14 protein-coding genes and 1 riboswitch are annotated in these 15,968 nt (G+C 39.7%); of the genes, 6 read left to right on the forward strand and 8 right to left on the reverse strand.

All coding sequences use genetic code 11. The features are described from left to right. Positions 1 to 20: 20 nt before the first annotated feature. The 3 genes from AA980_RS12630 to AA980_RS12640 all read right to left on the reverse strand — a co-directional run bounded on the left by AA980_RS12630 (position 21) and on the right by AA980_RS12640 (position 2,741). A complete protein-coding gene (locus AA980_RS12630; RefSeq protein WP_024029892.1) occupies positions 21 to 986 on the reverse strand; it encodes a quinone oxidoreductase family protein in 966 nt (321 codons plus the stop codon). 166 nt (positions 987 to 1,152) lie between these two features. Further along, on the reverse strand, positions 1,153 to 1,746 hold the full coding sequence (locus AA980_RS12635; protein WP_024029893.1) for a TetR/AcrR family transcriptional regulator: 594 nt from the start codon (positions 1,744 to 1,746) through the stop codon (positions 1,153 to 1,155). Positions 1,747 to 1,820: 74 nt separating this feature from the next. Further along, the gene (locus tag AA980_RS12640) at positions 1,821 to 2,741 is read right to left on the reverse strand and encodes an SDR family NAD(P)-dependent oxidoreductase (protein WP_047771626.1); all 921 of its coding nucleotides are present in this window, start codon (positions 2,739 to 2,741) and stop codon (positions 1,821 to 1,823) included. Positions 2,742 to 3,143: 402 nt separating this feature from the next. Between AA980_RS12640 and AA980_RS12645 the strand changes: the two genes are divergently transcribed. From AA980_RS12645 to AA980_RS12670, 6 genes are all read left to right on the forward strand, one after another. Continuing rightward, positions 3,144 to 3,839 carry a response regulator transcription factor gene (locus AA980_RS12645; protein ID WP_024029894.1) on the forward strand — a complete coding sequence of 232 codons (696 nt, stop codon included), beginning with the start codon at positions 3,144 to 3,146 and terminating at the stop codon, positions 3,837 to 3,839. After that, positions 3,832 to 4,836, forward strand: a complete 1,005-nt coding sequence (locus AA980_RS12650) for a sensor histidine kinase (protein ID WP_024029895.1) — start codon at positions 3,832 to 3,834, stop codon at positions 4,834 to 4,836. Before AA980_RS12645 ends, AA980_RS12650 begins: the two co-directional genes overlap by 8 nt. Before the next feature lie 100 nt (positions 4,837 to 4,936). After that, positions 4,937 to 5,698 carry an ABC transporter ATP-binding protein gene (locus AA980_RS12655; RefSeq protein WP_024029896.1) on the forward strand — a complete coding sequence of 254 codons (762 nt, stop codon included), beginning with the start codon at positions 4,937 to 4,939 and terminating at the stop codon, positions 5,696 to 5,698. Further along, entirely contained in the window at positions 5,688 to 7,631 is a 1,944-nt protein-coding gene (locus AA980_RS12660) for an FtsX-like permease family protein (protein ID WP_024029897.1), read from the forward strand. The genes AA980_RS12655 and AA980_RS12660 overlap by 11 nt, the downstream gene beginning before the upstream one ends. Before the next feature lie 255 nt (positions 7,632 to 7,886). Then, the gene (locus AA980_RS12665) at positions 7,887 to 8,753 is read left to right on the forward strand and encodes a cytochrome c oxidase assembly protein (RefSeq protein ID WP_024029898.1); all 867 of its coding nucleotides are present in this window, start codon (positions 7,887 to 7,889) and stop codon (positions 8,751 to 8,753) included. A gap of 89 nt (positions 8,754 to 8,842) precedes the next feature. Further along, positions 8,843 to 11,050, forward strand: coding sequence for a heavy metal translocating P-type ATPase (locus AA980_RS12670; RefSeq protein WP_024029899.1), 2,208 nt, complete (start codon positions 8,843 to 8,845; stop codon positions 11,048 to 11,050). A gap of 155 nt (positions 11,051 to 11,205) precedes the next feature. Here AA980_RS12670 and AA980_RS12675 read toward each other — a convergent pair whose 3' ends face one another. From AA980_RS12675 to AA980_RS12695, 5 genes are all read right to left on the reverse strand, one after another. Next, the gene (locus AA980_RS12675) at positions 11,206 to 11,847 is read right to left on the reverse strand and encodes a queuosine precursor transporter (protein ID WP_024029900.1); all 642 of its coding nucleotides are present in this window, start codon (positions 11,845 to 11,847) and stop codon (positions 11,206 to 11,208) included. Positions 11,848 to 11,863: 16 nt separating this feature from the next. Beyond that, positions 11,864 to 12,364, reverse strand: coding sequence for a preQ(1) synthase (gene queF / locus AA980_RS12680; protein WP_024029901.1), 501 nt, complete (start codon positions 12,362 to 12,364; stop codon positions 11,864 to 11,866). 123 nt (positions 12,365 to 12,487) lie between these two features. After that, positions 12,488 to 12,534, reverse strand: a riboswitch (PreQ1 riboswitch). A 177-nt stretch (positions 12,535 to 12,711) separates the two neighbouring features. Next, positions 12,712 to 14,202 carry a glycerol kinase GlpK gene (glpK, locus tag AA980_RS12685; RefSeq protein WP_024029902.1) on the reverse strand — a complete coding sequence of 497 codons (1,491 nt, stop codon included), beginning with the start codon at positions 14,200 to 14,202 and terminating at the stop codon, positions 12,712 to 12,714. Positions 14,203 to 14,229: 27 nt separating this feature from the next. Beyond that, entirely contained in the window at positions 14,230 to 15,054 is an 825-nt protein-coding gene (locus AA980_RS12690; RefSeq protein ID WP_024029903.1) for an MIP/aquaporin family protein, read from the reverse strand. A gap of 314 nt (positions 15,055 to 15,368) precedes the next feature. After that, positions 15,369 to 15,947: a glycerol-3-phosphate responsive antiterminator gene (locus AA980_RS12695; RefSeq protein WP_024029904.1), complete on the reverse strand. Its 579-nt coding sequence runs from the start codon at positions 15,945 to 15,947 to the stop codon at positions 15,369 to 15,371. Positions 15,948 to 15,968 lie beyond the last annotated feature (21 nt).

Raw genomic sequence — 15,968 nt, forward strand, 5'->3', positions numbered from 1 at the left:
TTCGCCTCTTTCTTTTCCCTTTAAGGAACTAATAGAATCTTCCCAGTGCTCTTGCGGCTTTCTAAAAAACGGTGTGCTTCCTGGCCATCTCGCAGAGCAAATATCGTTGGCTCGGCTATCCTTACTTTTCCTGCTTCCATCCAGCTGAACAACTCGGCTGCCCGGGTTACCCGTTCTTGACGTGATGTAAGAACATTCCAGAGATCCCCGCCAGTAAGCGTTTTTGATGTGTCCATTAACATTCTTGGGTCGACCGGAATAGGATCTCCCCCTGCCATTCCAAAAAATACAACCGTTCCACCGATGCGTGTTGCTGCAAAACTGTCTCGAAGTGTCGATCCTACTGAGTCATAGACGACATCGACCCCATTTCCATTCGTTTCTTGATGGATTTTTTGCACCCAGTTATCCTTATACAAGAAAACTTCATCCGCTCCGGCTTTCTTGGCTGCAGCTGCTTTTTCCCTAGAGGAAGTTAAACCAATTACCTTGCCGCCTAGCAACTTTACTATTTGAATAAGAAGTTGTCCGACACCGCCGGCTGCCGCATGAACTAATACACGATCATCTTTTTTCACCACATAACTATCCTTCGTTAAATAATGCGCCGTCAGCCCTTGCAACAATACAGAAGCCGCCTCTGTAAAGGTGGTATCAGCCGGGACAGGGATGGCTTTCTCAAAAGGAACTGCAACCAGCTCTGAATTCGCATATGGTACATCGGCAAATGCAATTCGGTCACCCACGCTAATTCCTTGGACATTTGCTCCCGTCTTTTCAACGATTCCTGCTCCTTCATATCCCAAAATATAGGGCGGCTTGCCTGCCAAATGATAGTTCCCTTTCCTTCTATATATATCTGCAAAATTCAAACCAATTGCTTTCATCCTTACCAGCACTTCATCGGGTCCGATAATCGGATCCGCGATATCAACATATTCCAATACTTCCGGGCCTCCGAATGTATTAAACACTAATGCTTTCAATTGTATGACCTCATTTATTAATAATTTTTTGGTACCCTTTTATTTAATATAATTGGGCTAAGAAACGCAAATCACAACCTCTAAAATAGGGTTGTATATTTCGATTTTGATTACGATTAAATCACTGTTTGCCCCAAAATTTTAAGATCAAACTACCAACAATTTCTTATTTCGTTAATATTTTCATTAAGATATCAACATCTTCGCTCCAATTTTTCCCTTCTGTTTGTTTTTCCTGCAGCATAAGACCGGTTATTACGGACATGTAGCAAAATAATAGCTTATATGGGTCACCTTCGCAAAACTCACCCAGTTTCTGACCTTTGATGAATAGTGGAATTAGTTGTTCAATCCAAGCTTTAGCTGAATAGTGTTCGATTATTTGCTTCGCCTTCGCAGGAACCTCATCCGAAACACTAGCATGCTGGATCAGCAAGAAGGGATATTTATTACTGTCATCAAAGATATTTTGGGTAAGGGTTTTGATTTGTTCCAACGGTGTTCCCGGCAGGTGCTGGACATGCTGAAAAGCGGCATTTGCCTCTTCCATTGCCTCTTGAATGAGGGTAATAAATAGCTCTTCTTTTGATTTAAAGTATCGATAGGATAGGCCCTGACTGATTCCTGCCTCAGCCGCAATCATACTCATTTTCGTTCCGACAATTCCCCGATGAGCAAATACCTTTAAGGCCGCCTTTTTAATCTGATCAATTCGTTGCTGGTGGATTTGATCCAGCTTTTGTTCATTTGATGGTGCCATTTCATTTTCACTCTCCATTATCTGGATATCACTATGGAGTATATCATATTTTTAAACTGCCCTCGACAATAAGGCTACAGGTCGACAGCATCTGTAAGCAGCGTTTGTTGTTTACTAACCTTCCAGAGCAGATTTGCTGCTTTCCTATCTCGGGCTGATTTAGACGGGAGTTCTGCTTTTTTGTCGATATAGTATTGACCGGTTTGATTGCTGATTTCATCGGTCTCAGTGAGCCAAATTAGTGTTTCTGCTCCCTTTTCTGGGCTTCGTGAAAACAGCTTCATTACCGCCATCGTTGCCTTTGCCATTTTCCCATTATTCTGGTTAAAATTTGTTGCCACTAGCCCCGGGTCAAAACAATAGGAGGAAACGCCGGTATCTTCAAGCCTTTTTCCCAGCTCCGCAGTAAACAAAATGTTCGCCAGCTTTGACTGCCCATATCTCAATGTCGGCCCGCCCATTAACTTCTTTAGCGGTCTGTAAAGTTGTTCAGCCTTTAGGTCGTTGAAGTCGATTCCCTTCTTCGCCATCTTATGACCGTGGGATGCGGTAGTAATGATCCGGGCCGGGGCACTTTCCTTCAAGCGGTTAAGCAGAAGCATGGTAAGAAGAAATGGTCCAATATGATTAACAGCCCACGTCATTTCAAGACCGTCTTCATTTAATTGATGGTTCTCATACAACGCACCGGCATTATTAACAAGGACATCAATTCTTGGGCACTTTTCTAATATTTCGACAGCCACTCGGCGGATCGATTGCTGGGAGGCCATGTCTGCTAAAAATACATCCACCCTTCCGCCCCCACCTGATGATTCTTTCATTTGTTTCGCTATCTCATTTGCTTTTGCTTCATTACGAGCGACGATTCCTATGTTTGCTCCACGAGCTGCAATTTCCTTAGCTGCAGCAAGTCCTATCCCACTGGTTGCTCCTGTGATAATCACATATTTTCCACTTAAATCCCACTTAGAGGCTGGTATTATTTTTTTCATAGTTTAAAACTCCCCTTTTCATATTTAATTGAATGAACCATTCGTTCATTTTATTATATGCATTATTTTTTAAAAATGACAGCAAGTTTTTTATTCATTGTTAAATTCGGTCCGACACAATTTTTACAAGGCTGTTTTCGTAAAGAATATTGTCATAAACCATGTTTACCTCTAAAATAAACCACTACTATGGTTTAAAATTACACATATTAGTAAATTAATCTGATTTATCGGCGATTTTTGTAAGTTTATCGGCGAATCCAACCACTTTATCGGCGAATTTTCAATTTTATCGGCGAATCCAAAATAGCAGCAAACTTTTACAAAGGCCACCTCTCTAGCACATAAACAGGATATATTATACAATTATTTATAATGAAGCAAAAAAGTGTGGTGATTCCCTTGTTTAAACTGTTGTTAATTGAAGATGATGTAACATTATTTAATGAAATAAAGGATCGGTTAATCGGCTGGTCTTATGATGTATATGGGATAACTGATTTTAACAAGGTTATGGAGGAATTTACAGCGATTAAGCCGGATTTAGTGATCATTGATATTCAATTGCCAAAATTTGATGGCTTTCACTGGTGCCGGATGATTCGCTCCCATTCAAACATTCCGATTCTCTTTCTATCCTCACGAGACCATCCGACGGATATGGTAATGTCGATGCAGCTTGGTGCTGATGACTTTATACAAAAGCCGTTTCATTTTGATGTGCTGATTGCGAAAATACAAGCGACGCTCCGCCGTGTTTATAATTACAATACCGAGCAAATCACCCTTAAAACATGGTGCGGAGCAACAGTAGATTATGAAAAGAATACTGTCAGTCATGCTGCTGGAACAGTTGAACTTACAAAGAATGAAACATTTATCTTAAAAAAGCTCATTGAGCAAAAAAATAAGATTGTCAGCCGCGAAGACTTAATTAAAAGCCTTTGGGATGATGAACGCTTTGTTAGTGATAATACCCTAACGGTCAATGTTAATCGACTGCGAAAAAGATTGGACGAGCTTGGTTTAGGACGCTTTATTGAAACAAAAGTTGGACAGGGCTACATTGCAATAGAAGAGGCAAATGGCTATGATTAAGCAATATTTAGTCGAAAGGCGCAGTTGGATATTTCTATTCTTAGTTATTCAAGCACTTATTCTTTTTATAGCTTACCTAGATACGGCGCTTCCCTTGATGCCATTCTTCTACATTGTTTTCCTTTCAACGCTTGTTTTTTGTATCTTTTTATTTTTCCGCTATCATAAGGAAACTAAATTCTACAAAAGTATTGCGCAATGGGAGAACAATCTTGATTTAACCACTATAGCGGCGCCTGAAAGCCCGTTTGAAAAAATAATTGAACAACGCATTATCAACCAAACCGAGCTGCTAAAAAAAGAGGCTTCGGAAAATCTGCTGATGCTTGAACAGGAGAAGGATGACCTTTTAGCCTGGATTCATGAAGTCAAGACACCGTTGACAGCGATGCATTTAATGATTGACCGCTTAGAAGATGAACGGATGCGCGCCCAATTAACCCATGAATGGTTACGAATTCACCTGCTGCTTGACCAACAGCTTCACCAAAGACGCATCCCTTTTATGGAAAATGATTTATACATAGAAGAAACCGATTTAAAGGCGCTCATTTTTAAAGAGATTAAAACATTACAATCGTGGTGTATGCAAAAAGGGATTGGCTTTGAGGTTGAATTAGGGGCAGCATCCGTGCTTTCTGATGCCAAGTGGCTCGCCTTTATCATCAGGCAGCTGCTGACAAATGCAGTGAAATACAGTGAATCATCAGACATTATCATTAAAAGCTATCAACACGATGGCCGTACCGTCCTTGAAGTAAGCGATTGTGGCCGCGGCATCGATTCAAAGGACTTGCCGCGTATCTTTGAGAAGGGCTTTACCTCGACAACGTCTCATCACGATAATGCCGCAACAGGGATGGGGTTATATTTAACGAAACGAATCACCAAGCCATTATTAATTCATATCGATGTCTACTCAAAACTTGAAGAAGGAACCACTATTACGTTAACTTTCCCAAAACGAAATGAATTCGTCGATATTGCAGGCATGTGACAACAATGTCACATGCTTTTCTGATTTGTTCGCTCAATCGAAGGATTGAATCCATGAGGCTATTTATAATAAAGATATCGAAATAAGGGAGCGTGTTGGTATGAAGATATTAGAAGCCAATAAAATTCATAAAAGCTATGGCAATAAATTTAATAAGCAAGAAGTATTAAAGGGGATTGATATTAACGTTGAAAAAGGAGAATTCGTCAGCATCATGGGTGCATCAGGTTCCGGAAAAACAACGTTGCTCAATGTGCTTTCTTCCATTGATAAAGTGAGCGGCGGAACCATCAAGATTGAAGGAAAAGAAATGACTGCGATGAAGGAGCGCCAGCTCGCTGAATTCCGCAAGCATCATTTAGGGTTTATCTTTCAAGATTATAACTTACTCGATACCTTAACAGTAAAAGAAAATATCCTTCTGCCGTTATCGATTTCGAAAATTTCAAAAAGAGCAGCGAATGAAATGTTTAATACGGTGGCAGCGGAACTGGGTATTTCCGAAATTAAGGATAAATATCCGAATGAAATTTCCGGCGGTCAAAAACAGCGGACTTCTGCTGCAAGGGCGTTTATTCATGAGCCAAGCATTATCTTCGCTGACGAGCCAACCGGTGCCCTTGATTCAAAATCCGCCTCCGATTTGTTAAACAAATTAAGCGAAATGAATCAGAACCGTAAAGCAACGATTGTGATGGTGACGCATGACTCTGTCGCAGCAAGCTTCAGCAGCAGAGTTATTTTTATCAAAGATGGACAGATATACACGCAATTAAATAAAGGCGAACAATCCAGACAGACGTTCTTTAAAGATATCATGAAAACGCAAGGCGTTTTAGGCGGTGTGCCAAATGAGCGTTAATCAACTCATTTTCCGTAATTTGAAAAAGAATTTAAAAAACTATTATCTCTATGTGTTTGCGCTGATCTTTAGTGTTGCCCTTTATTTCGCTTTTGTCACCCTGCAGTATGACCCGGCGTTGAATGATACAAAAGACACTATGAAAGGGGCCGCTGCGATTAAGGCAGCTTCCGTTTTACTTGTCGCGATAGTTTCGATCTTTCTGTTATATGCCAATAACATCTTTATTAAACGTCGCAGCAAGGAAATTGGGCTATTTCAATTAATCGGGATGACCAAAAGCAGGATCTTCAGCATCCTGACTGCTGAAAATTTTATTCTTTATTTTGGTTCGCTTGTCATCGGAACCTTTATCGGTTTTTCCGTTTCACGATTAATTTTGATGATTTTGTTTAAAATCACAGGTATAGATGCGATTGCTTCCCTGCATTTTTCTTCCCAAGCACTCATTCAAACGGTTGTGGTGTTTTGTGTCATCTACCTGTTTATAATGCTGATGAACTTTGTGTTTATTAAAAGACAAAGTATCCTGTCATTATTTAGAGTGGTTTCAACGACCGAAGGAAAAGTAAAAAAGATGTCTGTTTTCGAAATCATCATCGGGATTATTGGTGTAGTTTTGATCATTTCCGGCTACTATATTTCGACGAAATTGTTAAGCGGCGATTTTACCACGGTAACTGGACTTTTTGGAGCGATGATCTATATTCTCGGATCGGTTATTATCGGAACCTATCTTTTTTACAAAGGATCTGTCAGCTTTATCTTTAACGTCATTCGGAAAAAGAAGGACGGATATTTAACGATTAATCAAGTATTATCCCTATCCTCGATTATGTTTCGGATGAAATCGAATGCCTTATTGCTAACGATTATTACGACCTTATCAGCACTAGCCATTGGTTTATTATCCTTGAGTTATATCTCCTACTATTCAGCAGAAAAAATGGCTGAGAATCAAGTCGCCGGCGATTTTTCCTTTGTAAAACCAGAAGAAGCTGAGAAATTTAGTGAGGCTCTAAGTGTGAATAATATCGCATTTACTGAAAAAGAGATTGACGTCATTCAGGTCGATGCTAATCTTAAGGAGATTTTGGGAAACCTTGAAGGATTATACGTCGATCCAAAGGCTATGACGGTTCCAGTTATTAGTGATAAAGCAGTTAAAAATATCGATGTGTCTAAGGGAGACGCTATTTTTACCGGTTATAATGATTTGCTGCAAAAATTTATGAGTCTAAAGGATTCTGGACCTATCGAATTAAAAGGGCAAAACGAAACCTTTCCGCTCCACTACTTAGGTTTAAAAAAGGAATTCGTCATTTCCGGATATTTTACCAGTGGCGGAGTGCCAATTGTGATTGTCGATGAAACGGTATTCGAGCGCTTAAAGAAAGATGTCAATCCTAAAATTCAAAAAGAATCGTCGCTGTTTATCGGAATTAAGTTAAAAGATGAAGCCAATCTCGAAAAGGCAAATGAACTTTTTAAAGACCTGAATGGCAACGGTGACAGGTTAAGTTCGTCTCGCCTGGACATCAGCAATTCGCAGAAAAATATGATGGGTCTTATCATGTTTATCGTCGGCTTTTTAGGATTAACCTTTCTGATTACATCCGGATGTATTCTTTATTTTAAACAAATGGGTGAAGGCGAAGAGGAAAAACCGAATTATACAATCCTGAGAAAACTAGGTTTTACTCAAGGCGATCTGCTAAAAGGGATTCATGCCAAACAAATCTTTAATTTCGGCATTCCTTTAGTAGTCGGCCTCTTGCATAGCTATTTCGCCGTTCAATCAGGCTGGTTTTTATTCGGGACCGAGGTATGGACACCAATGATCATCGTCATGGTGATCTATACCGGATTGTACTCGACCTTCGGCATCCTCTCTGTTCTTTATTACAAAAAAGTGATAAAAGAGGCATTATAAGGACAAATGTTCTACTTAAAACCCATATTAAAGCTCCAGTCTAAATGCACTGGAGCTTCTTATTTTTATTTTTTCTAATAGGCCTATATGGACTCGAGCCATGGATCTCACGCTTATCTGACGTGCGCTTTATCTCGGCTATTATTTTTAAACAAAGTCAACATCAAAGTACCTTCAAGCATAAGTACACCATAAAACAAATATGATTAGAAATATATGCATTTAATCTTTTCTAAGATGATGGGGGTGGATACATTGGATTACTCTCTTTTATTTGGGTTTGAAGTACTGTGGAATATTCCTCTAATAACCGTTGTTATTGTTGTCGCCATTTTATATTCGCTATTCATAATAAAATATTCCGAATTTACCATGATTCCAAAGCAGCCACTTCTCTTTTTCCTCGGTTTAGTCTTACTTATCTTAACAGCCGGCAGCCCTATAGCCGTTTTTAGCCATCTCTCCACCAGCTTGCATATGACTCAAATGAGTATGTTATTTTTTATTATCCCACCTCTATTATTGTTAGGTACACCTGAAATTGTTTTTCAGCGAATAGGAAAACTTCCTTTGATTCTCAATGTGAAAATCATTTGCTACAGGCCGCTGATTTCACATTTTATTTTCGCCTTATTGTTCTTCCTGTATCATATACCATTCATTTTAAGGATTTTTTCAGAGCATTCGTCGATTCATAATTGGTATTTATTAATCCTATTTATTCTATCATTTAGTATTTGGCGGTCAATCACCGCACCTTCTACTGTCCATTCCTTTAATAGACGAAAAAAACAATATGCAGTACTAAGCGGAATCCTTCTTATGCCCGCCTGCTTGCTTATCATATTCCATGCCCTTTTAAATGGAGAAAATAATCCTTTCTTAACACAAATAACATCTAATCTATGTTTACCCTCTCATTCTAGTGGATTCCTGTTCCTTCCTCCTCCATTTAATACTCGATTTGATCATGCAATGGCAGGAATCCTTATGTTAGCTCTTCATAAACTCGCGTTAGTACTCGTTTTTCACATCGGAAACAAGTTGGATGCGAGTCATATAAAGAAAATTGGTTTATCGGGACAATCATTATCTAATAGAAAGACTACATCCTTCAAGTGAGACACATTGGAGCTCATAACCGACTGTTCTAAATGAATCAAGCATTCAATAAAATGAATCATAAGATGAACGAAAGTGGTGGGAGGATTATGGTTGAAACCGCGCACATTGAAGTTAGAGGAATGCATTGTGCTGCTTGTACGTCACGTATCGAAAGGTCCGTGTCAAAAATAGATGGTGTGACCGATATTATCATCAATTTAACAACAGAAAGAGGGCGGATCTCTTTTCATAAAAATCGGACAAGTATGTCAGAAATCATCGATAAAATAAATAAAATTGGTTTCGAGGCCAAAGAAATTAGCAAAACCACTGCACCATTAGATGATGATAAAAATAAAGAAATAAAGAGACTTCAATGGAAATTTATATGGTCCGCCTTTCTTACTCTTCCTTTAGCATGGGCTATGTTCGCTCATTTCCACTGGTTGTCTATCCAAGTACCTGAGCTATTTACCCAGCCATTTTTCCAATTTGCGATTACCATCCCGATTCAATTTTTTATTGGGGCTGAATTTTATGATAGAGCTTGGAAAGCGTTGAGAAATAGAAGTTTCAGTATGGATGTTTTAGTCGTATTAAGTACGTCTGCCGCCTTTTTTTACAGCCATTATCTTATGTTTACTAACATAAACATTGTGAATCCAAGACAACAAGTAAATTTGTTCTATGATACTAGTGCATTTATCATTACATTTATTCTATTAGGGAAACTTCTAGAAGCAAAAACAAAAGTAAGAACGACCGAGGCGTTGAAAAAGCTATATCAGTTACAAACGAAAACCGCCACACTAGTTGTAAATGGAAAAGAAACAAACATACAGGCTGCTCAAATTCTTCCTGGGGATGTCATTATTCTTAAACCTGGTGAAAAAGTTCCTATTGATGGCCAAGTTATCGAAGGGAATTCCATCATGGATGAATCTTTATTGACCGGCGAAAGCATTCCCGTTGAAAAACATATCGGGAATATTGTTTATGCTGGTACCATCAACCAAAATGGATTACTAAAAGTGAAAGCTACAAAAAGAAATTCCGATACCTCGTTGTCACAGATTATTCGTATCGTTGAGGAGGCCCAAGCTTCAAAAGCGCCTATTCAGTACATTGCAGACAAAATTACCGCTATATTCGTCCCCATTGTCATCATCATTGCTGTCATTACCTTTGCAGCATGGTATACATTTTTTCAACCCGGCAGTATGAGCGAGGCTTTAGAAAAAGCCATCGCTGTGTTAATCATCGCTTGTCCTTGTGCGCTTGGACTCGCTACACCAACTTCGGTGATGGTAGGCACAGGAAGAGCATCGCAGCTAGGAATTCTTTTTAAAGAGGGAAAATATCTAGAATTATTAGGAAAAAACAACGTCATCGTTTTCGATAAAACAGGAACAATTACAAAGGGTGAACCAAAAGTAACCAATATTTATAGTGAGCATTTACGCATACCAGACTTCTTAGCGGTCATCGGGGCCGTGGAGAACACAATGGATCATCCAATTGCTAAAGCAATTGTCCAGGAGGCAAAACGGTATTTACCACTTCTCCCTAGCGCTTCTCAAGTCACATCCATGCCCGGTTATGGAATTCAAGCTACCGTAGATAATAAAAAAATTACCATCGCCAGTCCAAAATACTACAAAGGAAAAACAATGTCCCTCTCCATTAAGGCTGAAGGTCTAGTTACTAAGCTTGAGCAGGAAGGAAAAACCGTTATGATCGCATTTATAGATTCTCGTTTTGCTGGGATTCTCGCTGTTGCTGACGAAATGAAGGCCTCTTCTATTGTGGCAGTTTCTCGTTTAAAACAGATGGGATTCGAAACAATCATGTTAACGGGTGATAACCGAAGTACCGCAGCTGCAATTGGAAAAAAAGTAGGTATTCATAAGCTTCGGGCTGAAGTGATGCCTCAGCATAAGGCAGAGATTATTCAACAATTACAACAAAAAGGGAATAAAGTAATCATGGTCGGAGATGGAATTAACGATGCTCCTGCACTAGCTGTAGCCGATGTAGGAATTGCTATTGGAACGGGGTCAGATGTAGCGATTGAATCGGCTGATATGACGATATTAAATGATGATTTAAATCGGGTCGTTGATGCCATCCTTATCAGTAAAAAAACGATGACCAATATTAAGCAAAACTTCCTTTGGGCCTTTCTCTATAATATCATGATGATTCCACTGGCCATGATCGGCTTCTTAGCTCCATGGATAGCAGGGGCAGCAATGGCATTTAGTTCAGTGTCTGTCGTGCTAAATGCACTTAGATTAAAGAAAATAAAAATTTAGTCGTAATCGACGATGCCACCTCAAACCAAGATTTCGAACCAAATCCCGATCGATTAACCTATCGCACATAAGGCTTCTTTTCCTATACTGTCCACCCCACGCGGACATTTGTCCACGCGGGGTGCCTGACACCATTTCTACAATTAACCACTTGTTTATGCTTCTTTTTGTAGTGGGTGTACCCGCTCCTGTGATTCCTTCTTACGTATTAGATGGACGAGTAAGTAAACTAGCGGTGTTGTTAGGATTGCTGCAAAGAATTTAAAAATGTATTGAGTTAAGATTAGGCTTCCTAGGACAGCTATTGGCATTGTTCCATAGAAGGCAATGGTTATAAAAATCGTCGTATCAATTAATTGGCTTAGCATCGTCGACGCATTATTGCGTAACCAAAGCTTTTTCTGCCCATGGGCGCTTTTTAATTTATTGAACACAAACACATCCAGGTTTTGACTCACTGCATAAGAAATTAAACTCGCAATAATCACACGAAAACTTCCATTTAAAATCGTTTCGAATGACGATTGTTCTTTAAATACAGGTGCAGCTGGCAGATGAATCGTAATTGTTATGAAGATAAGCGCAAGTATTTGCATAATCAGCCCGGCCTGAACCGTTCTCCGCGCTTCTTTTTTTCCATAAACCTCAACGATTACATCAATAAGTGGATACGTAAAGATATAAATAATGACAGCGGCTGGCAATATGGCAAAATTTCCAATGCTAAAAAGCTTAACAGCAACAATGTTGGCCAAAATTAACAGTCCTACAAAAATTCCATTCAAGTAAAATATCATGTCTTGATTCCTTCCCTTATCGATTATCGACTTTTTCTGGATAGAGGTCATGGTTCATCAACCGGAAATTGGCCATCTCCTCGTACTTGGTGCCAGGTTTCCCATAGTTGCACCATGGATCAATGGAGATTCCCCCACGTGGTGTGAACTTCCCCCAAACCTCAATATAGCGTGGATCAAGTAACTGAATTAAGTCATTCATGATGATATTGACACAATCTTCATGGAAATCACCATGATTCCGAAAGCTGAAAAGATATAATTTCAATGATTTGCTCTCGACAATTTTTTGATTCGGAACATACGAAATATACATCGTTGCAAAATCCGGCTGGCGGGTCAGCGGGCATAGACTAGTAAACTCCGGGCAATTAAATTTTACGAAATAATCACGTTCCGGATGCAGATTATCGACTGCCTCCAATACCTCCGGTGCATAATCAAATGAATAGGTCGTACCTTGATTACCTAATAGTGTTAAATCCTTTAATCCTTCTTCGTGGCTGCGGCCAGACATAAAAAAACCCCCTAGTAATGTGTTCCCACACTAAACCAAGAGAGTTTCTTCTGAACATTCTATGAAAACCTTAGGGATAAAAACAAAAAAGCCATGTCCGATATGGACATGGCAACTAGTCATGTATCCATAGTTTTTTATAGAGGGTATCAGCTATGAACCTCTCCCGTTCAAGTACGGGTATTCTCTTCTCTACTATAATAAAGAACAGCATTTCAAACGTCAACGAAAAAAACACTTATTAGTAGCGGGTTAGTCATGAAAGCATAGTTCAATATAACTAAAAATAGGTGTCAGGCACCATGTGAAAAATTCACATGGTGCCTGACACCCTATCTATTTATTACCTATTTAAATGCCCTAGCAGCATTCACTGCTTTTTTCCAGCCTGTGTAGAGTGTTTCTCTTTCTTCTTCGGCCATGTCTGGTGTAAATGCTTTGTCCATATTCCATTGTGTGGCAATTTCTTCTTGGCTTTCCCAGTAACCTACAGCTAATCCTGCTAAATATGCAGCTCCTAATGCGGTTGTTTCTTTAATTTCTGGACGTTCTACTGGTACGTCTAGCACATTGCTTTGGAATTGCATTAAGAAGTTATTGGCAACTGCGCCGCCATCCACACGAAGAGCTTTCAACGAGATCCCTGAATCTGCTTCCATAGAAGTCAATACATCTTTCGTTTGGTAGGCTAGCGATTCTAAGGTTGCTCGTACAAAGTGCTCCTTCGTTGTCCCGCGAGTTAAGCCAAAGACCGAACCCCGGACATCACTATCCCAATATGGTGTGCCCAGACCAACAAAGGCAGGAACGACATAAACACCTTCTGTTGATGCTACACTTGCAGCATATTTCTCACTCTCTGCGGCGTTATTAAACATGCGAAGCCCGTCCCGAAGCCATTGGATGGCAGACCCGGCAACAAAGATACTTCCTTCTAAGGCGTATTCTACCTTTCCGTCAATCCCCCAAGCAATCGTTGTTAATAAGCCATTTTCAGATTTCACTGCTTTTTCACCAGTATTCATCAACATAAAGCAGCCAGTTCCATACGTATTTTTCGCCATTCCTTTTTCATAGCATACTTGACCAAATAGCGCTGCTTGTTGGTCACCCGCTACCCCTGCAATTGGGACATTGCAGCCAAAGAAATGATAGTCAACTGTTTCAGCGTAAACTTCGGAAGATTGGCGGACTTCTGGAAGCATGGATGCAGGAACAGTTAGAATCTCTAATAATTCTTCATCCCATTTAAGGTCATGGATATTGTACATCAACGTTCTCGATGCGTTCGAGAAATCCGTTACATGGGCTCTGCCACCTGAAAGCTTCCAAATGAGCCATGTATCAATCGTTCCAAATAACAATTCTCCACGGTCTGCCTTTTCTCTTGCACCTTCTACATTGTCTAAGATCCATTTCACTTTTGTTCCTGAGAAATAAGCATCGATTAACAACCCTGTTTTATCCCTAAATAATTGATCATGACCTTGTACTTTTAATTCTTCACAAATCTCTGCTGTCTGGCGGGATTGCCATACAATCGCATGATAAACCGGCTGTCCTGTTCCTTTATCCCAGACAACGGCTGTTTCCCGTTGATTAGTAATCCCAATTCCTGCCACCTGTTCTGGCTTTACATTAGCCTCAGCTAAACAGGAAGCTATGACTGCTAGGATTGAACCCCAAATTTCATTGGCATTGTGCTCCACCCAGCCTGGCTTCGGGAAATATTGTTTGAACTCTTGCTGCGCGACGTGAACAATTTCTCCTTTTTTATTAAAAAGAATCGCACGTGAGCTTGTTGTTCCCTGATCTAATGATAAGATATATTTTTCCATAAAAGTAATCTCTCCCTTTAATTTAGTCTATGCACTAATCTTTTTGACAACTGCCATTTCCTGAGGTTTCTTTCCAATAAAGAAAGCTGCGGTAAGAATGATCACAATCGCCCCAATTACAAACCAAATATTTACATCTGTCTTCCCTAAAAATACGGTCTTATAGAATAAGCCGCCGAGGCTTCCCCCAAGCATTGGTCCTACAACCGGAATCCAGGCATATCCCCAGTTAGAACTTCCTTTTCCCGGAATCGGAAGCAGTGCATGTGCTAATCTTGGACCAAAGTCACGTGCAGGATTGATCGCATAACCTGTCGTTCCCCCTAAGCTCATCCCAATACTAACAATCAGAAAACCAACAATCAGCGGATTTAAGCCGTCTGTAAATTTATTTGCACCTATTGCTAGAATACCTAAAACAAGAACAAAAGTACCAATCATTTCACTAATTAAGTTTGCCATTGTGTATGGAATTGCAGGACCTGTTGCAAATGTTCCTAATTTTGCCCCTGGATCATCTGTTGCTCTCCAATGTGGCAAGTAGTGGAAATAAACAACGGTTGCCCCTATCATAGCACCTAAAACTTGGCCGATGATATAGGTTGGAACTTCTTTCCAAGGTAGATCCCCGGTAAATGCCAAGGCTACAGTTAATGCCGGATTAAGATGGGCACCGCTAAATTTACCTACTGAGTATGCTGCAACTGCTACTGCCAGCCCCCAGCCAAAGGTAATAATTACCCATCCACTGCTGTTAGAGAGCGTCTTCTTTAGGTTTACACCCGCGCATACGCCGGCACCTAACGTAATTAAAATTGCCGTACCAATTAATTCACCCCAAAATGCTGTCATAATAAACCTCCTCTTTTATAAAAAACTTGTAAATCGGTTGGTAAATAACCGTAAAAAAAGAAAAAGAGACCCATAGAAATTACCCAAAAATAATTGGGTTTTTCCGTGAGTCTCTCAGCTCTTCTTCACATATTATCAACTTAATTACTAGTATAATGGTACCATGAAAACGCTGTCAATCCAGTTCACAAATTCTCCACATTATTTAATAATGAACGATATTTCGATATTACTACAAAAAAAAAAGACATTTACCAGGAGTATCAGTCTGGAATGTCTTTCCGTTATATAATATTTTGAGCACATGAAGAATGCTAGATTTCGGTATGTTTCTTCCCAGGATGATAATATTTCCATAATTCTTTATTAGAGGTTGTAATCGTAATCGCTCCCGCTTCATAAGCTTGTTCTACCTCTTCAATGGTATCGATTAAGCCCCCAGCAAAAACTTCTCTTTTCGTCCGATTCCGAATATCTTTAATGATCTTTGGCATAATGCCTGGCAGTACTTCAATATAATCCGGCTGTGTACGTTCAATCAATGCAAAGCTCTTTTCGATTGAGCTCGTATCTAATAAAAACAGACGCTGAATCGATTTTACCCCTCTTTGCCTTGCTTTTAGAATGACGCTCCCTTTAGTTGAAATCAGTCCAAATGGTTTATATTCCTGACAAATATATTCAGTTGAGTATTCATCACTTTTTAACCCATGAACTAAATCCATATGGATGATCAACTTCTTATGGTTGGCCTGAGCCATTTGAAAAATGGGTTTCAGTCTGGAAACATGCAAATCCAATATCACTATATACTCATAATTGCTCGACATCATTTTTTCAACATCTTCTATTTTTCGAATGGCTGGCAGCACCTTTTGTCCAAAAAAGCTCATCCCGATTGTTCTCCTTTCGTT

This window comes from Neobacillus vireti (genome assembly GCF_001026695.1).
GTDB lineage: Bacteria > Bacillota > Bacilli > Bacillales > Cytobacillaceae > Neobacillus > Neobacillus vireti.